General features: G+C 64.7%; 11 protein-coding genes and 2 pseudogenes. 5 read left to right on the top strand and 8 right to left on the bottom strand.

The genetic code is table 11. The features are described 5' to 3' along the window. Positions 1-89 precede the first annotated feature (89 nt). The 5 genes from LRH25_RS22925 to LRH25_RS22945 form a co-directional block, all read right to left on the bottom strand. A complete protein-coding gene (locus LRH25_RS22925; protein WP_231012346.1) occupies positions 90-1016 on the bottom strand; it encodes an alpha/beta fold hydrolase in 927 nt (308 codons plus the stop codon). Positions 1017-1168: 152 nt separating this feature from the next. Further along, positions 1169-3151, bottom strand: a complete 1983-nt coding sequence (locus tag LRH25_RS22930; protein ID WP_170200687.1) for a M13 family metallopeptidase — start codon at positions 3149-3151, stop codon at positions 1169-1171. Between the two features lie 131 nt (positions 3152-3282). Beyond that, positions 3283-4023: a response regulator transcription factor gene (locus tag LRH25_RS22935; protein WP_141284365.1), complete on the bottom strand. Its 741-nt coding sequence runs from the start codon at positions 4021-4023 to the stop codon at positions 3283-3285. 155 nt (positions 4024-4178) lie between these two features. Next, positions 4179-7313: a sensor histidine kinase gene (locus tag LRH25_RS22940; RefSeq protein ID WP_141284367.1), complete on the bottom strand. Its 3135-nt coding sequence runs from the start codon at positions 7311-7313 to the stop codon at positions 4179-4181. A 14-nt stretch (positions 7314-7327) separates the two neighbouring features. Beyond that, positions 7328-10183, bottom strand: a complete 2856-nt coding sequence (locus LRH25_RS22945) for an ATP-binding protein (protein ID WP_141284369.1) — start codon at positions 10181-10183, stop codon at positions 7328-7330. Between the two features lie 930 nt (positions 10184-11113). On the opposite strand from LRH25_RS22945, the gene LRH25_RS22950 reads away from it, so the two are divergent. Together LRH25_RS22950 and LRH25_RS22955 are read left to right on the top strand one after the other, a co-directional pair. After that, on the top strand, positions 11114-13021 hold the full coding sequence (locus LRH25_RS22950) for a PAS domain-containing sensor histidine kinase (RefSeq protein ID WP_141284379.1): 1908 nt from the start codon (positions 11114-11116) through the stop codon (positions 13019-13021). After that, entirely contained in the window at positions 13018-13674 is a 657-nt protein-coding gene (locus tag LRH25_RS22955) for a response regulator transcription factor (protein WP_141284371.1), read from the top strand. Before LRH25_RS22950 ends, LRH25_RS22955 begins: the two co-directional genes overlap by 4 nt. A gap of 329 nt (positions 13675-14003) precedes the next feature. Here the strand turns inward: LRH25_RS22955 and LRH25_RS22960 are convergent, their stop codons facing one another. Further along, a complete protein-coding gene (locus tag LRH25_RS22960; RefSeq protein WP_141284373.1) occupies positions 14004-14201 on the bottom strand; it encodes a ribbon-helix-helix protein in 198 nt (65 codons plus the stop codon). A 178-nt stretch (positions 14202-14379) separates the two neighbouring features. Here LRH25_RS22960 and LRH25_RS22965 point away from each other — a divergent pair, with 178 nt between their 5' ends. Continuing rightward, positions 14380-15126, top strand: coding sequence for a spermine/spermidine synthase domain-containing protein (locus LRH25_RS22965; RefSeq protein ID WP_141284375.1), 747 nt, complete (start codon positions 14380-14382; stop codon positions 15124-15126). A gap of 241 nt (positions 15127-15367) precedes the next feature. On the opposite strand, the pseudogene LRH25_RS22970 reads toward LRH25_RS22965, so the two are convergent. Both LRH25_RS22970 and LRH25_RS22975 read right to left on the bottom strand, forming a co-directional pair. Beyond that, positions 15368-15442: pseudogene (locus tag LRH25_RS22970) on the bottom strand (class II fructose-bisphosphate aldolase); the annotation flags it as partial. Positions 15443-15492: 50 nt separating this feature from the next. Continuing rightward, positions 15493-15657, bottom strand: a pseudogene (locus tag LRH25_RS22975) (thiamine pyrophosphate-binding protein); the annotation flags it as partial. A gap of 386 nt (positions 15658-16043) precedes the next feature. On the opposite strand from LRH25_RS22975, the gene LRH25_RS22980 reads away from it, so the two are divergent. Together LRH25_RS22980 and LRH25_RS22985 are read left to right on the top strand one after the other, a co-directional pair. Further along, positions 16044-17120 carry a hydrogenase small subunit gene (locus LRH25_RS22980; protein ID WP_141290510.1) on the top strand — a complete coding sequence of 359 codons (1077 nt, stop codon included), beginning with the start codon at positions 16044-16046 and terminating at the stop codon, positions 17118-17120. A 13-nt stretch (positions 17121-17133) separates the two neighbouring features. Then, the gene (locus LRH25_RS22985; RefSeq protein WP_141290508.1) at positions 17134-18990 is read left to right on the top strand and encodes a nickel-dependent hydrogenase large subunit; all 1857 of its coding nucleotides are present in this window, start codon (positions 17134-17136) and stop codon (positions 18988-18990) included. Positions 18991-19003 lie beyond the last annotated feature (13 nt).

Consider the following 19003-nt stretch of genomic DNA (forward strand, 5'->3'; position numbering starts at 1 on the left):
GTCAGTGAGCCTGGTGCCGCGACGTTCACTCGCGGCCCTGGGCTGGCAACCCATGTGGCGCTGGCACTGCCGGCGCCACATGGCACGGGTCACCGGAGGTTGCGCCCGAGAAACGCCATCATCCAACGCGCAATTTCGTCGCCATGCGAGGCCAATGCGAAGTGACCGGCGCCATCGATCATGTGGACCTCCGCCTTGGGCAGGTCGCGCTTGAATGCCTCTGCGCCGGCGGGCAGAAAAAACGGGTCGCCAGCGCCCCAGACCGCCAGCAGTGGCGGTTGGTGCTTGCGGAAGTAGTCGTGCACCGCCGCGTACTGCTTCAGGTTGGACCGGTAGTCCAGCAGGATGGCCAGCTGGATGTCTTCCTGACCCGGGCGATCCAGGAATTGCTGGTCGAGCAGGTAGTCATCCGGGTCGATCCGGGACGGCTCTTTCACACCCTCCAGGTACTGCCAGCGGGTGGTCTCGAGCTTGAACAGCTTGCGCAAGGGGTCACGATGCTGCGGTGAGGGGTCCGCCCAGAATTCGCGCATCGGTGCCCAGCCAGGGCTGAGGCCCTCCTCGTACGCATTTCCGTTCTGGGTCACGATGGCCGTGATCCGGTCTGGATGGGCGACGGCCAGCCGCCAACCGATGGGCGCGCCAATGTCGAAGACATAGAGCGCATAGCGCTTGACCGCCTTCACCTCGGTGAACCGGTCGACCACCTGCGAAAGCTCGTCAAAGCTGTAGTGAAAGGACCCGCCATCCTTCACCTGTGTCAGCCCAAAACCCGGGAGGTCGGGCGCAAGGACGCGGTATCGAACCGCAAGCTTCGGAATCAGCGCCCGGAAAAGGCGGGATGACGTGGGGAAGCCGTGCAGCAGCAGCACCACAGGTGCATCCGCAGGGCCCGCCTCGCGATAGAAGATCTTGTGGCCATCCACCTCCGCAAACTCATGTCGCACGACCACTTCGGCATTCGCGGGCGAGGCGGCATGCACCTTGGCCCCCACGAGCAGCAAAGCGAGCGCCACCAGGGAAATCCATCGGAATGTGTTTCGGAGTGAGCGCATGGCAGGTTTCCTGGTGAATGACAAAGCGTGGGCGATCGAAAGAATCCCTCATTGAGGACCCTGAATTTGTCAAGTCTGATGAAGCCGCGTGCGGCGAACCAGGTGGCTGCCCGCTACCAGAAGTGGACCCGGGCCTCCGGGGCCAGGTAGAGCTTGTCGTTGGGCTGAACGTCGAAGGCCTTGTACCAAGCGTCCATGTTGCGCACCACGCCATTGAGCCGGAACAGCGGCGGCGAGTGGGCGTCGATCAACACGAGTTGACGCAGCGTGCCTTCGCGGATCTTGGTGCGCCGAAAGCGCGCATGCGCGAGGAAGAAGCGCTGGTCACCGGTGAGCCCATCCAACACCGGCGCCCGGCCGTGCTTCTGCTGGTAGAGCTGGTAGGCGAGATAGGCCGCTTCCAGGCCGCTGAGGTCGCCGATGTTTTCGCCCATGGTGAAGGCGCCGTTGACCTTCAGGCCTGGCAGCGCCTCATAGGCGTCGAACTGCTGGCGCAGCGCCGTGGTGCGGGCCTGATAGCCGGCCTTGGCGGCATCGGTCCACCAGTTCTCCAGCTTGCCTGTGGGTCCGTGGCCGCTGCCCTGGTCATCGTAGGCATGCCCCATCTCATGGCCGATGAGCGCGCCGATGGCGCCATAGTTCACCGCTGGGTCCGCATCGGCCTCGAAGACCGGCGGCTGCAGCATCCCAGCCAGGAAGGTGATCTGGTTGGTGGACGGGTCGTAGTAGGCATTGGGTGTTTGCGGCAGCATCAGCCAGCGCGCTTTGTCCACCGGCTTTTCGAGCTGCGACACGGCCCGGCTGCGCGCCAATGCCGCATGGCTCATCATGCTGGCCAGCAGGTTGGCACGGTCGACCTTCAGCGCCGAATCGTCCACGCGGTAGGCCGGCGCACCGATGCGGGCTTCAAAGGCCTCCAGCTTGGCCAGGGCTTTCTGCCGGGTGGGTGCATCCATCCAGGCGGACCGACGGATCAGCATGCCGTAGGCGGTGCGCAGGTTGTCCACCAGCTCTGTGACCTGCGCGGCGGCGGCCGGCGGGAAGTTGCTCGCCGCATAGGCCTGGCCCACGGCTTCGCCCAGCACGTTGTTGACCAGTTGAACGCCGAGCGCCGAGCGGAGCCGCTGCCGCTGCACGCCGTAAAGCGTCTTGCTGTGGAACTCGAAATGGGCCTCGCCAAAGGCCTTGGGAAGGTAGGCCGCGTTGTCGTTGACGAAGCGGAAGGCAAGGTAGTCCTTCCAGGTTTGCAGCGGGGTCTCGGCATAGATCCGGCCAATGGCGATCACCGCGGTGTTGTTGCCCAGCACCACTGCGCGCGGCGACTTGAAGCCGTAGGCTGCGAGCCAGCGCTTCCAGTCGAACTGCGGGACAGTCGCCTGCAGCGCAGCCAGCGTCTTCGGGTCGTTCATGCTAGCCTCGTCGCGCGATTGCGTGCCTGACCAGTGCACCCGCGCCAACGCCGTCTCCAGCGTCATGATGGCTTCGGCCCTGGCGGCCGCAGCGTCGAAGCCGGCCAGCGCCAGCATGCGCTGCACGTATGCGCGATAGGCCTGGCGGTTGGCTTGGTACTTCTCGCCTTCGAGCAGGTATTGGTCGCGGGTCATGCCCAGTTCGCCCTGGGCAACGGCGATCACATGATGGTCCGGGTTCTCGAAACCCGGCACGACGTCGATGGCGATCGGCGAGGCGTACCCTGGCGCCGCGAAGAGCGCCTGAAGGTCGGCGCGGCTTGCGACAGCGGCGGCGCGCGCAAGGTAGGGCTTCAGCGGCTGGACACCACGCGCCTCGATCTCGGCAGCGTCCATCCAGCCCGCGTACAGATCGCCAGCCATGCGCATCGAGGCGCTCACCGTTTCCGGATGGGCCGCGGCCATCTCCAGCAGTTCGCGCACTTTCGCCTCCGCATCGGCCGAAAGCTGGGCGCTGGTGCCGACCACCTCGCGATCCGCCGGGATCTCGGTGCGCGCCGCCCACCTGCCGTTGGCGTAGTGCCAGAAATCATCGCCTGGCCGCACGGTCTCGTCGCGTGCGCTCAGGTCGATGCCGCTGGGCAACACGGTGGCCGAGGCCGGTTGGTCCCAGCCGGAGATGGACATGGCCACTGCAGCGAGCAACGCTCTCAACTTCAATTTCAAAACAACCTCTGTCAATCCGGCATGGAAATCCAGCCGTGGCAGATGGCCACGGTGGCAAAAATCTCGCAGCGCCCATCGGCCACTGCGAGGCGTCATGCGGGCAACGCTTGCAGGACGCCTGCGCTGGCAAAACTCCGCGACTGAGCGCCGGTGGCGCGTGGCACGCTCCTGCCACCCGTTGCCGGCGCTCGCCTGGGCGCCGTGTTCCCATCGGAACCCGCATCTGCCGACCGGTCGATGAGCCCTCGCTGGGAAGCCACCCACAAGGCTTCGGTCCTGCAACGCGCACCGAGCTTCGTCAGCAGCCCTCGCATGTGAGACTTCACCGTGCCCACGGAGATGCCCAGGGTGCGAGCCACCTCCTTGTTGTTGTTGCCGCGGAAGACCAGGGCGAGCACCTCGGTTTCGCGGGAGGTCAGGACAGGCTGCGCCAGGCTGTCCGCCATGCGAAGGGTGGCGGCGGTGCAGAGATGCCGGCGCCCTGCCGCGACCGCACGCGCCGCGTTCACGATCTCGTCTGCCGAGCAGTCGATCAACACATAGCCACGCACGCCAGCAGCAAGTGCACTGCGGATGTCGCTCTCCTGTCCCATCATGGACACGACCAGGACGTTGGTTCGGGGGTGAAGTTGATGGCTCTTCGCCCAGCTGATCCCCTTGTCATGGTCCAGCACGACCACGTCGGGGTCGCTCGGCTGTGTTGCAGGGCCGCCAGCTTCTGCGCCCCCTCGTACTTCAAACTCTGGCCACGAAGCGAGGATGCGGCGCAGCCCTGCCTCGATAACGGCGTTCTGGTGCGTCACGTCTATGACGGCGGGTGTGACCAAAGCCATGGCATCGCTCCTTCAATCTTGATGCATGCATGGTCGCCCTCGGCGGCAAACAAGGCCAGTTAACCGCGGTTAAATCTCATGCCCCCCCAGCCGCCGACAGTCGCTCCTCCGCAGCAGCGCACGTGCAAGGATGCGCATGGGGCGTCCCGTCCGACTCAGGACTCTGCGGCAAGGCAACGCGCACCAACGCGCCGCCCGACCCAGGAGCGCCGCCTTCGCTTGTAGGCGATCCTTGCCGGCACCTCGATGGCCACCGTGGTGCCCTGCCCACCCGAGCTCACGTGCAAACGCGCGTTCAACCGCTGCGCCCGTTCCTGCAGGCCGATGAGGCCCCAGCGTCTGGCGTGCGGCTGGTCCGGCTCGAACCCGTGACCGTCGTCTGTGACTTGCAGATGGAACTGCCTGGGCGCATGGGCAATGCGAAGCTCGACGCGCGTGCCCTGCGCATGGCGAAACGCGTTGCTCATGGCTTCCGTGGCGATGCGCTGGCATTCCTGCACGGCGACAGGATCGAGTTCGCGCAGCGGGCCCTCGATGCGCATGTCGAAGGAGATGCCGGTGTCGCGCGACCAACGCTCGCCGATGAGTTTCAGATCCTGCGCAAAGTCGGTCGGACGGGCTGTCGCCAGACGCAGGTTCGTCACGGCATCACGCCCGTCTGCAATCACTTCGTCGGCACAATCCAGCGCGTCTTTCATCAAGCCCCTGGCGTGCTCGTGCGGCGGGATGCGCTCCATCACCGCATGGAACCGCAACACCAGGCCATTCACGGCTTGCAGGAAGGTGTCGTGCAGTTCGCGCGCGATGCGCTCCCGCTCGACCATCCGCTCCTCCAACCGCAGGCGCAAGCGAGCCTTGATCGAGCGCAATCTCGACCAGTACAGCAGCCCCAATGCCGCAGCGGCGGCTGCACCGCACAGCGCGATGAACCAGGGCGTCTGTACGAAGGTGGGGGGAATGACGAACTCGATGCTGGCGCCCGTTTCATTCCACACGCCGTCGTTGTTGGAAGCGAGGACCTGGAAACGATGGTGGCCTGGCGGAAGGTCTCTGAAGTACGCCTCCCTGCGTGTCCCGACCTCCTGCCATTCGCCATGCCCATCGCCGAGGCGATAGCGGAACATCACGCGCTCGGGCATCGTGAGGCTGGTCGCGGTATAGGAGATGTTCAGATCGCGGGTGTGCACCGGCAGTTGCGTGGGCATGCCTGGTTGCAAGGCGTACACGGTGCCGTCCGCAACGATCGACTTGATGATCACCGTGGGGGCGATGACGTTGCGCGCCGTGCGCGAGGGCTCGGTCCAGACGACACCGTTGACCGTTGAAAACCAGATGCGGCCGCCATTGCCCATCGCCGCTACTGGCAGCCCCGACAAGCCATCCAGGTAATTCAGCAACGCATAGCGGACGGGACGTTCAGGCCGGCCGAGCGCCGGGGCCAACTCATCGGCGGTGATGTGCACCACGCCCTCGACCGTGCTCAGCCACAGGTCACCGGTCGGACCCGGCACGATGCCAGAGACCCCGATGAACGCGCCGCGGGTTCCCGTGACAGGCCGCAGCACACCGCCCTCCAGGTGCCACAGCCCTTTCTCGGCGCCGACCCAGATGCGATCGCCTTGCTGCCCGAATGAAGCCACGGCGCCCAGGCTCGCTTGCGGCTGAGCGTCCTTCGGCGAGGCCATGATCGCCAGGCTGTCGCCGTCAAGGACCGCCACCGTGCCATCGTCATGGCCGAACCAGACCCGGCCCCGCGTGTCGGTGAACAAGGCCGTCGTGTTTTGCGTGGGCATGTCGGTGCGTCCGCCCCACAAGGTCCACGCATCCCCGACCACCCGGTACACACCAACCCGCAGCACGGACACCCACATGGCACCTTGGGCGTCCTGTGTCATGGTCTGGATGTTGGAGTAGGCGTAAGCAGCCGGGCCACCCTGTGCGCCAGGCCGGGCCGAGCGCCGCCAACGGCGATCAGGCTGAAGCTCCCAGATCGAATCCCCACCTGCCACCCACAGCGAGCCCGCAGCGCTGCTGTAGACGGTATCCACTCCCACGCCCGCCAACTTGTTGAAGTCGATCTGCGTCCGGGAGACCGGCCCGGCGCGAAAGATGTTGCCCCGCGACGTGCCGATCCATGCGCCGCGCTCACCCGCAGGCGCCAGTGAAAACTCGTTCGATCCGACATCCAATGGCAATTTCAACAGGGCCGGCGCACGAAAGCGATCAAGTCCGGCGCGGGTTGAAAACCACAGATTGCCTTCCCGATCCTCCAGCGCGGCCGAGACGGATTCGCCGGTCAAAGGCGCGAGATCCGCCTTGTAGCCGCGCCACCCATTGGCCGTGGATGCTGCGTTCTCCGAGGACGGTGGGAAACGGCTCGCGCCCTCGCTCCCCCCAACCCACAAGTGGCCTTCCCTGTCGAAGACACACGTGGCCTCTTCGCTGACGGTGACCTGCCTGTCGTGCCATTCCGGCACCCACGCGCTGGCGCCGAGCGGCACTTTCAGCGCCAGCGTGCGCACGTGCCCCGAAGTGCACAACATGGCCGCGCCGCCGGGCGCCAGGAGCATGGTGATGAACACGGACTTGCCGAGCGTGATCGGCAATTTCTCGAACCGTGTCGCGCCGTCCCTGAGATAGAAGATCTGCCCGTTACCCTTCACCCACAAGGTGCGATCGCGATCGACAACAAGCGCCTCCAGGGGGCCTGTCGGCGCGTTCCAGGCGGCGCCCACCGCCTGCCACCGCCCGCTTTCGAGTCGGAACAGCCCTCGTGTCGTCCCGGCCCATACCTTCCCATCCCCTGCATGCCCGATGGCCGTCACGGACGAAGCGGGCAACCCCTCTGCCCGGCCGTAGTTGACCAGGCGGCCACCCTGCAAATGGCTCACGCCGCCGAGGTGGTGCCCGATCCACAGGCCACCATCCACCGCCACGTGCAATGAATAGATGTCCTGCGACAGGAGCGAAACCTCGTTCGTGCCGGAGAAGCGCTCGAACGCCACACCGTCGAAGCGAAACAACCCACCCGAGGTACCCAGCCACAGAAAGCCGTCGGGCGTCTGGGCGATGGCCTCTATGCCCGTCGGCACGCCATCATGGACGGTCCACTGCGTGTGATAGAGCTGCGAGACGCTGTATTGCGCAGGCAATGCCTGCGCGGCCGGAAAGGTCAGCGCATTGACCAGGAATGCCTGCACCAGGCACACGCTCCAGGCGCGCAGGCACCGCCAGGTCATGAGGAAGTCGAGCGCCTGCGACGGGTGCTGGCCATGGTGGTGTGCGGGCAAGCGTCGCGTCGTACTCACATCGCTTCGAGGATGCGGCGTGCGTTTCGCAGGTCTTTCGTTTCAAACCCCTCGTTGAATTGCCGGTAGATGGACGACAGCATGTCCTTGCCCCGACCGCGGGAGCCGGAATCTGCCCACAGCGCCGCCAGGTTGGTTGCCGAACGCAGTTCCCAGGCGAGCGCCCCTTGCGCGTGTGCCATGTTGATCGACTGGAGGTAGCACTCGGCCGCCGCATCGGCCCACCCTGCCTGCCTGCCCGCTTCGATGAATGTTCCTTTCAGGCGCAGCATCTCGGGGATGCCCCAGACCTGACCACTGCTGGCGGAAAGCGAGAGCGCTTCGTCGATGTTCGCGAGCGCACCCGTGGTATCGCCGCGCAGCGACAGCACGTGACCCAGGTTCGCAATGAATGGCGCATATCGAATGCCAACGCTGCCGTCGCGAATCTGGACCAGCGTTTCCTCATACCGCTTCAGGTCAACCTCGCGGCCGGAATCGAGCAACCATTTGATGCGCACGCACTCGGTCATGGCGCCCCACATCGGCAAGCCATGCGCTGCCGCATGCCGTGCGGCGAAATTCAAGGCCTGCTCCGCACCAGCAAAGTCGCCGGTATAGATGGCAAGAGGCGCTGCGGTCATTGCAATGGCGGAACAGATGGGCACCGCGTGGTTACTTTGCTCTGCCTCTACGCGATGGCGCTTTGCGGTCGCGAGGGCCTGTTCTGGAAAACCGAGCAACCACTGCACAAACGCCAAGGATCCACGGGCCTCCAGACGCTGATTGAACTGGAATCGGGCGGTCTCCCAGCCTGCTCGCGTTTGAACCGGTGACGCGAGGAAGTCTTCAAGGTGGCGGTGCGACTGAGACAGGTCGCCCAGGTAGTGCAAGGCAGATCCCGCGTGAGCGTCCGCATTGGCGACCGAGATCAGGTCCCCCTCCGCGCTTGCGAGCGCTCGTATCTCGGCGGACAGTGCCAGGGATGACCGCGAGTCGCCCTCCCACAAATGGTATTCCGACAGTCTCTTGAGGCATTCCAGCCGCAGGTCCGCACGGTTCAATTCTTCGGCAAGCGCCAAAGCCTTCGTGAAGAGGTCCTTGACTTCCTGCATCGGACCGCGCGTGAACAATTGCGCCCCACCGGCGGCCAGGCACAAGGTCAGTTCGTCCTGCCTGGTTCGGTCGGTCCCGAGGCTGTTCTCCAGTGCCCGCTTCACGAACAGCCGGCATTCCTCGAACAGCGACAAGCGTTCCCAGAACGGGATTGCCGCCACGGTGAGCTTCACGCCCAGTGCAGCGTGTGCCGAGCCGGCAAAAGCCCAGCCAATCGCGGTGCGGATGTCGTCGATCTTTTCGGCGTGACGAGCGAGCCAGTCCGGCCCAGTCAAACGAACATCATCTGCCTTTGCATTCCCAGCCAGCTCGAGGAAATGCAGTGCATGGCGCAGGTGAGCACTGTCCGGCTCGTCGTGTGCGGCGAGCTTCTCCGACGCATAACTGCGGGTGGTGTCGAGCAGCCGATATGCCAGCTCGATCTCGCCGGGCTCCGCCGCAAGCAGCGATTTGGCGACAAGGTTGGCCACGCCCTCGACCACCTTGACGCGGTCAATGCCGTCGTCAGCGGCAACAGCACAAGCGGACGCCAAGGTGAACGCGCCTGCGAACACGGAAAGCCGAGACAAGATTTTCTGATCGTTGTTCGACAGGAGATCAAAACTCCAGTCGATGGTCGCCATCAGTGTCTGGTGCCGGTCCGGACCCGACCGGCGTCCTTTCAGCAGCCGGAATCGGTCGTTGAGCCGGGCCAGGATTTCGCCGATCCCGAAAACATCGACTCGCGTGGCGGCCAGCTCGATTGCAAGCGCGTGGCCGTCCAGACGCCGGCAAATCTCGGCCACGGCGGGGGCATCCGCATTGCTCAGGTTGAACGATTCGAGTCTGTCCACCGCGCGTTCGACGAAGAGCTCCACAGCCGGAAAGGCCACGGCTTGCGCTCGGTTGATCGCCGGTGTGACCGGTGGTGTTTTCAATCCCGGCAGCCTTCGAACCCGCTCGCCCTGCAAGCTGAGCGGCTCCCGGCTGGTGACCAGGATCCTGACTTTCGAAGCCTCCGTGAGGAGGCGGTCCACGCAAGTGGCTGCGGCGTCGATGATGTGCTCGCAGCTGTCGAGCACCAGCAGGATCTCTCGATCACGCAAGAAGCTGCACAGCGCGGCGAGCACATTGGCCGAATGCGCCGCCATGCCGATGGCGGTCGCGATGGCATTGGGGATCAACGACGAATCCTTCAGCGGCGCGAGGTCCACCAGCCAAACACCGTCCTTGAACGACGGGAGCGCGCGGTCAGCGGTGGCAATCGCAACTGTCGTCTTCCCGATGCCGCCCGGCCCGACAAGCGACACGAGCCGCGATCCTTCCAGGTCCTGCTGCAGGGCGGCGATCACTTCCGCCCTTCCAACAACCCGTGTCGTGCCGGTGGGCAGGTTGTGCTTGCGCATGGGCTGCGCATGGTCCACCAAGGATTCGGCCAATCCCGAGAACTGAACATCGGCCACGAACCGATAGCCTCTGCCGATCACGGTCGCGATGTACCGGGGGGCGCCACCCTCTTCGCCAAGCAGGCGCCGCAAGCCAGCCATGTTCACCTTGAGATTGCTCTCGTCGACGATGGTGGTCGGCCATGCGCGCGCCATGAGTCCCCGCTTGGTCACCATCTCCCCCGGACGCTCGACCAGCGCGGTGAGAATGTCGAGCGCACGCCCACCGATGCGCAGCGGCGTTTCACCTTTCAGCAGCAACCGTCGTTCAGGCAAAAGGGTGAACGGCCCGAAGGCGAATGCCCTCCGAGCCTGCTCCGCCGCGTGGTTCATGACTCTCCGTACTCCTCGCGACCAAAAATTGCAGAAATCAATTCGGCAAGTGAAGGCTATCTTCCGATGCACACCGGATCAATTCTTCTTTGGTCGACGATGGGCGACGAGAGGTGGGGCGACGCTAGACTTTGGTCGAGTTGCACCTCCTCTTTGTGCAGACTGCCTGGCGATTGCAGCACGCAGACACCTGCCACGCCGTCGCGCCGCTGCCATCCGGTGGCCCCTTAGCGATTGGTCGAGCAGCCCTAGACCATGGTCGAGTTGGATGCGACATCGGGCACACGGTAAGCTGCTCGCCTGCGACCGGGCGCGAGAAGCGGCTGCGCTCGCACGGATGGAACATGGTCCTGGCTGAGCCAGCCGCGAGGAACTTCTGTGAGTGAACTATCACCGTCTGGTCCGCTGGATGCGGCTCGCCAGGCGACGCTTCCACACGCGGTCGCTGAAGACAAGGCATTGCGGCAGAGCGACGACGACTTCGAACATCTCGTCCGTCTTGCGTCGACCTGGCGGGGACGGGACCCAACGGCCATCGTCGAGAGCATGCTGGAGACGCTGATCGACATGCTCGGCCTGGACTTCGCCGCCCTTCGCTTCAGCCACACCATCCATCTTTTCCTGCGGACCGGCAACGCCCTTTCGACCACTCAACCCGCTGGAGATCTCGTCCCTTCGATTGACGCCTGGCTTGCGGCCCACCCGCAACTGGGGTCGGCATCGATGGTGGTTGGCGGCGAGGTGCTGGGTGTTGCGGCGGTGCCGCTGGGCGAGATTGCCAGCATGGGTTCGCTGGTGGTCGGCTCGCGGCGCGCTGGCTTTCCGCTGCGCTCGGAATGGCTGCGTCTGAAGGTCTCAGCCATGCAGGCGGGTCTGGCGTGCCGGGAGATCCGCGAGCTGAACGACCTGCGGCCACCTGCCGACACCCGCATGGAGAAGCCCACCGGTGCGGCGCTCGCAGAAAGCGAATGGCGGCTGAACCTCATCATCAACACGATACCGGCGATGGCCTGGTCGGCAACGCCGGACGGCATGCTGGACTTCTGCAACCAGCATTTCCTGGACTTTGTGGGACTCTCTTCCAGCGAGATCCTGGGCTTGGGCTTCTATCGCATCTTTCACCCGGATGACATGCCCCACCTTCTGGCCGCGTGGCAGGAGATCATGGCGTCCAAGCGCGTCAGGGAAATCGATGGCCGGATTCGGCGCGCCGATGGTGAATACCGGTGGTTCACACTTCGGCAGAACCCTTTGCGGGACCCCAGCGGCAAGGTCGCGAAATGGTATGGCGTCGTCCTGGACATCGAAGATCGCAAGCGCGCGGAAGAAGCCCTGAAGGAGGCTCGGTCGGCCCTGGTGGCCAGCGAGCAGAACCTTCGCCTCATCGTCGACTCGCTGCCTGTCCTGGCGTGGGTGGCCCGGCCAGATGGCACCGCTGAGTTTGTCAATCGACGCTGGGCCGAATACGCGGGCGTGGAGGCCGAGCAGATTCTCGAGTGGGGCTTCCTCAACTTCTACCACCCCGACGACGTGGCGGGCATGGTCGAGACATGGAAAGACGCGCTGGAGACGCGCGACCGCATGGACCTGAAGGGACGGATCCGGCGATTCGATGGCGAGTACCGCTGGTTCTATTTTTCCGGGCGCAAGATCACCGACGCGAACGGCGTGGTCCGGTGGGTCGGTGCCAATGTCGACTTCGAAGATCTTCAGCGCGCCGAAGACGCACTCAAGGCCAGCGAGCAACGCCTGAAGTTGATCATCGACACCATCCCCGTCATGGCATGGTCTTCCGAACCGGATGGCTACGTCGATTTCTTCAGCAAGAACCTGCTCGATTTCTGCGGGCTTCGGTACGAAGACGTGGTGGGAGAAGGCTACAGCCGCATGTTCCATCCCGAGGACCTGGATTACATGCTGCGCCGCTGGGAGAGGGTCCGGTCAATCAAGCGCGGCGAAGAGATCGATGCACGCGTTCGTCGGTCTGATGGGGAATACCGCTGGTTCACGTTTCGACAGAGCCCTCTGCTGGACGCCAACGGGGACGTCGTGAAGTGGTATGGGGCGCTCATCGACATCGAAGATCGCAAGCGCGCGGAAGATGAGCTGCGCCAGAGCCAGAACGAGCTGGCCCGCGTGGCACGCATGACCACCCTGGGAGAGCTGGCCGTGTCGATTGCACACGAGGTGAATCAGCCGCTGATGGCCATCGTCACCGATGCAGGGACCTGCATGCGCTGGCTTGACGAGGCGCAATTCGACGCCACTCGTGCGCGGCAGGCGGCCGAGCGGGTGGTCCGGGAGGGACATCGCGCCGGAGAAATCGTGGCCGGCATCCGCGCACTCGCTCGCAAGGCGCCCGCGCGCATGGCGCCCATGGACCTGCATCAGGCGATTCGTGACGTCCTGCTGGTGTTGAACGGCGAGTTCCGGCGACGCGGCGTCGATGCGGGCTTCGACGTCGGGCAGCAACCCCTCACGGTGCTTGGCGACCGCACACAATTGCAGCAAGTGCTGCTGAACCTGCTGATGAACAGCGTGGAAGCGATGGCAGACACCGAGCAAGCAGGCAAGCGCCTGACGATCTGCAGTACCGCGCGTGAAGACGGGTTTGGCGAGGTGAGCGTCATCGATACCGGCACCGGTGTCGAGCGCAACGACCTGGACCGCATCTTCGACGCCTTTTTCAGCACCAAGCCAGGCGGCATCGGCATGGGCTTGTCGATCTGCCGCTCCATCGTCGAAGCCCATGGCGGAACGGTCTCCGCCAGGAATGATGTGCCGCGCGGCAGCATTTTCAGTTTCACGGTGCCTTTGGCAGTGGGAGCCATGGAATGAGCCAAAGGTCGGAAACCGTCGTCGTGATCGATGACGACGCCAGCGTGTGCGAGGCCTTGCGAGGCCTCTTCGAGTCGGTGGGTCTGCTCACCAGGACCTACGGGTCTGTGCAGGCGTTCCTTGCAACCGAGCCGCCGGAAGGCTCATGTTGCGTCGTGCTCGACATTCGGCTGCCCGGGCAAAGCGGCCTCGAGTTCCAGGAAGCCCTGGCGAGAAGCGGCTCCCCTCAAGCAGTCATCCTGATCAGCGGCCACGTCGATGTCCAGATGGCCGTGCGTGCAATGAAGGCAGGCGCCGTCGACGTCCTCGCCAAGCCGGTGCGCGAACAGGACTTGTTGGAAGCCGTCAACCGCGCCATCAAACAGGCGGCAAAACGGCGCAGGGACATCGAACGCATGGCGGCGCTGCAGGCCAGGCATGCACTTCTGACAGACCGTGAGCGCCAGGTGATGGCCTTGGTCACCGCAGGCCTGCTGAACAAGCAGATTGCCGAAAGAGTGAGCATCGCCGAGGCCACGGTCAAACTCCATCGCGGTCAGGTAATGCGAAAAATGGGCGCCGAATCGGTGCCTGAGCTGGTACGGATGGCGGATTTTCTCGGCCAGGAAGGCGGCCACGAGAGCGGGGACGCCGGTCCGCTTGGGCCGCAGTAGCCAGGCACGGTCGGCCCACGAATGGGCTCACAGCCCGCCACGCCTGGGAAGGCCGCGCGGACCCGAGGTCTGGATGCGGCGGTGCGCAGAGCGGTAGCCATGGCCCGCAGGGCGCACGGAAATCGTCACGCGTTCCGGCGCCAACCCGCACCAGACGAGCAGCACGCCGGCGTCCTGCAAATGGCGTCCTGGTTGGTCGTACCCACGACGACCATTGCCGGGCAGACGCCACAAGGCAAGACAGGCCGCATGGTCGTCGGTATGGAGCGCGCGCCGTGCGCGCGCCGGGCCCAACTGGCCAAGGTCGTCGGCAACGGCATCGCGATGGCTCAGCGCTTCGCCGTGGCTTCGTCTTCTTGGTCCACCCCGCTCGGGACGAAGCTCACGCCATGGTGATCCAAGTAGTCCCGAATCAACCGCCGGACCACCTGAGACGGCGTCACGTCTTGCCTTGCGCAAAGAGCTTCGAAGGCCTTCTTTTTGGCGGGGTCGACCAGCACCGTCAGGCGCGCAGTTTTGAGTTCCATGCGATCTCCGTGTGTCTTTCCGTATGCCATTTACATTATCATTTTAGTAACATCCAGAGCAAATTAGATTGCACGGTTACGGCAGAGACCTCGGCCAGCAGCACCCTCGTTCTGGCGCTTCTTCCTCTGCCTCACTTCTGGTCCTCCCTCATCGCCTCACTGCTTGCCCTGCCCCGCCATGCCAGAAACCCAAGAGTCGGCGCAATTCGTCAAGCCGTTCGTTTACGAGAGTTTGAGCTCCAAAGCCCTGCACTTCTCGATCTGCGAGATCCAGAGCCGGATGCTGATCCAGGACCCGCATGCGCTGGACCTGGAATACACGCGCACGATGATGGGCTTCCTGCTCTTCAACCCCGATCCGGAGAGCATCGCGATGATCGGACTCGGCGGCGGCTCGCTGGCAAAGTTCTGCTACCGCCATCTGCCGCGGGCACGCATTCAGGTGGTCGAGATCAACCCTCATGTGATTGCGCTGCGCGATGAATTCCACGTGCCGCCCAACGACGAGCGTTTCACGGTACTGCGTGGCGACGGTGCCCAGTTCGTGCGGCTGCGCGCAACGCGGCCCGATGTGCTCATGGTCGATGGCTTCGACAGCCAGGGCCAGCCGGCCCGCCTGAGCTCGCAGCGCTTCTACGACGACTGCGCCAAGATGCTGCAGCCGGACGGGATCATGGTGGTCAACCTGCACTACGGGCACATCAGCTACGACAAGCACCTGGAGCGCATCCGGCGCAGTTTCAACGACGCCGTGCTGGTCGTGGACGATGGCGAACTGAGCAACAGCATCGTTTTTGCAAGGAAGGGCCATCCGTTCGAGCAACTCCCGCCCGGCATCATCCGTCCCCCCAAGAACCTGGATGTGGTGGCTGCGAAGCAACTGCTGGCCGCCTTTGCGCTGATCGCGTCCGCGCTCAAGGATTGAGGCGACGGCGCCACCGCAGCCAGGCTGTGTTGAGCGGGCATCCTGTCCGGTTTGTGCCCATCCAATTCACTGTCGAGAAGACAAACCTCGAAGGAATTGCTGGCCCGAGGCATGCGGATGGGCAAGGACCGGGTGCAAAAGCTGATGCAACTGCACGGCGCAGTGTGGGTGGCGACATCAGCAACATCGCCACCGAAGGGAGCTGCTTGTTCCTGGCCGTGGTGATTGCCGCTGAATTTGCAGCGCCATGCGAGGTGCCGATGGCGATGGCCAGGGCATCGACACCGGTGCGGGCAAGGAAGTCGGCTTCGGAATCTCGAACGGCGGCGATGTCCAGCCGAGTGCCTGGCGTGTCAGGGCGATCTCGGCGTCGCCGAGCAGTGCACCATGCGCATCCGCGCTGCCAGCGCGATTTGGCGAACCTCGGCCGATGGTCGTCCCGCAGCGGACGAGCACCGGGCGGCCGGCGGCTCGCGCCGCGTCCAGCGCGCGGTCAAGGGAGCTTGCGTCGTGGCCGTCGATGTCGCGCAGCGCCGTCCTGAGCGCCTAATTCGACCCGGCGTTGCGAGCAGTTCGGAAATCGCTGCGATCTCGGTGCGCCTGGCGGCGGTGTTCGCGACGACGTGCCACGGGCTCGGGCTCGGCGAGCGTTCGGCGCATCGAGCGCCGGCCGCGAACTGGAAGCCGGGCTGCCGCTGCGCCGCCATGATCGCAAGCCGAGCTGGCAGCTGGCGCCGCGCGTGTTTTGGGCGCATGCCGCGGCCCGCGCGTTTTGCCAATTGAAACAAGGGCTTGCGAGCTGCGTTCGGGGTTTTCCCGCGAGGCCCCGAAAGCTGGCTCGCGACTTGTAATCAAAGCAGCAGCAGCCGGTGTACCGGCGACCCCGGACCTTGAAGCAACAAGAGGAGACAGCTCGCATGGAGACGTTCTACGAGGTGATGCGCCGCCAGGGCATTTCGCGCCGCAGCTTTTTGAAGTACTGCTCGCTGACCGCGACCTCGCTCGGCCTCGGCCCGGCCTTCGTGCCGCAGATCGCGCACGCGATGGAAACCAAGCCGCGCACACCGGTGCTGTGGCTGCACGGGCTGGAATGCACCTGCTGCTCCGAGAGCTTCATCCGATCGGCGCACCCGCTCGCCAAGGACGTGGTGCTGTCGATGATCTCGCTCGACTACGACGACACGCTGATGGCCGCCGCCGGCCACCAGGCCGAGGCCATCCTCGAAGAGATCATGGTCAAGTACAAGGGCAACTACATCCTGGCCGTGGAAGGCAACCCGCCGCTCAACCAGGACGGCATGAGCTGCATCATCGGCGGCAAGCCCTTCATCGAGCAGTTGAAGCACGTTGCGAAAGACGCCAAGGCCATCATCAGCTGGGGCTCGTGCGCCTCATGGGGCTGCGTGCAGGCGGCCAAGCCGAACCCGACGCAGGCCACGCCGATCCACAAGGTGATCTTCGACAAGCCCATCATCAAGGTGCCGGGCTGCCCGCCGATCGCCGAGGTCATGACGGGCGTGATCACCTACATGCTCACCTTCGACCGCATCCCCGAGCTCGACCGCCAGGGCCGGCCGAAGATGTTCTACAGCCAGCGCATCCACGACAAGTGCTATCGCCGCCCGCACTTCGACGCTGGCCAGTTCGTCGAGGCCTGGGACGACGAGAGCGCGCGCAAGGGCTACTGCCTCTACAAGGTCGGCTGCAAGGGCCCGACCACCTACAACGCCTGCTCCACGGTGCAGTGGAACGAGGGCACGAGCTTCCCGATCAAGGCCGGCCACGGCTGCATCGGCTGCTCGGAGGACGGCTTCTGGGACAAGGGCTCGTTCTACAACCGACTGACCGACATCCACCAGTTCGGCATCGAAGCCAACGCCGACAAGGTCGGCGGTGTGGCGGCCGCCGTCGTGGGTGCGGCAGCGGCGGCGCACGCGGCCGTCTCGGCGATCAAGCGCGCGAACCAGAACAACGACACCACCACCAAGGTCTGAAGAAAGTACACCCATGGGCGCTTACGAAACGCAAGGCTTCAAGATGGACAACACCGGCCGGCGCATCGTCGTCGACCCGGTCACGCGCATCGAGGGCCACATGCGCTGCGAGGTCAACCTCGACAGCAACAACGTGATCCGCAACGCCGTCTCGACCGGCACGATGTGGCGCGGCCTTGAGGTCATCCTGAAGGGCCGGGACCCGCGCGATGCCTGGGCTTTCGTCGAACGCATCTGCGGCGTGTGCACCGGCTGCCATGCGCTGACCTCGGTGCGCGCGGTCGAAGACGCGCTGGGCATCAAGATCCCGAAGAACGCCTACCTGATCCGCGAGATCATGGCCAAGACGCTGCAGGTGCACGACCATGCCGTCCACTTCTACCACCTGCACGCGCTCGACTGGGTCGATGTGGTCTCGGCACTCAAGGCCGATCCGAAGAAGACCTCGGAGCTGCAGCAGCTCGTCTCGCCGTCGCACCCGCTGTCCTCGGCCGGTTACTTCCGCGACATCCAGAACCGGCTGAAGAAGTTCGTCGAGAGCGGCCAGCTCGGCCCCTTCATGAACGGCTACTGGGGCAGCAAGGCCTACGTGCTGCCGCCCGAGGCCAACCTGATGGCGGTGACGCACTACCTCGAAGCGCTCGACCTGCAGAAGGAATGGGTCAAGGTCCATACCATCTTCGGCGGCAAGAACCCGCACCCGAACTACCTGGTCGGCGGTGTGCCTTGCGCAATCAACATCGACGGCAACGGTGCCGCCGGTGCGCCGATCAACATGGAGCGGCTGAACTTCGTGAAGGCTCGCATCGACGAGATGGTCGAGTTCAACAACAAGGTCTACATCCCAGACGTGCTGGCCATCGGCACGATCTACAAGAACGCCGGCTGGCTGTTCGGCGGCGGTCTCTCGGCCACCAACGTGATGGACTACGGCACCTACTCGAAGGTCAACTACGACGCCAGGACCGACCAGTTGCCCGGCGGCGCGATCCTCGACGGCAACTGGGACGTGATCCACCCGGTCGACCCGCGCGACCCCGAGCAGGTGCAGGAGTTCGTGCCGCACAGCTGGTACAAGTATGCCGACGAGTCCAAGGGCCTGCACCCGTGGGACGGCGTGACCGAGCCCAACTACGAACTCGGCGCCAGGACCAAGGGCACGCGCACAGACATCAAGGAGATCGACGAGAGCGCCAAGTATTCGTGGATCAAGTCGCCGCGCTGGCGCGGCCACGCGATGGAGGTCGGCCCGCTGGCGCGCTACATCCTCGGCCATGCGCATGCGCTGCAGGGCAACAGGTATTCGCAGCGCGTCAAGCAGCAGATCGATTCGTCGGCGGCGGCGATCAACAGCGTCATCCCGAAGGCGCTGGGCCTGCCCGAGACGCAGTACACCGCCAAGCAGCTGCTGCCCACGACCATCGGCCGCACGCTGGCGCGCGCGCTGGAAAGCCAGTACTGCGCCGAGATGATGCTCGACGACTTCAACGAGCTGGTCGCCAACATCAAGGCCGGTGACACCAGCACCGCCAACGTCGAGAAGTGGGACCCGGCGACCTGGCCCAAGGAGGCCAAGGGCGTGGGCACGGTGGCCGCGCCACGCGGTGCGCTCGGCCACTGGATCCGCATCAAGGACGGCCGCATCGAGAACTACCAGTGCGTCGTGCCGACCACCTGGAACGGCAGCCCGCGCGACAACAAGGGCCAGATCGGTGCGTTCGAGGCAAGCCTGATGAACACGCCGATGGCCAATCCGGAGCAGCCGGTCGAGATCCTGCGCACGCTGCATTCGTTCGATCCGTGCCTGGCCTGCTCGACCCACGTGATGAGCCCGGACGGCCAGGAACTCACCAGCGTGAAGGTGCGCTGAAGCCGCAGGCCAC

The sequence above is a fragment of the Ideonella azotifigens genome (genome assembly GCF_021043325.1).
GTDB lineage: Bacteria > Pseudomonadota > Gammaproteobacteria > Burkholderiales > Burkholderiaceae_C > Ideonella > Ideonella azotifigens.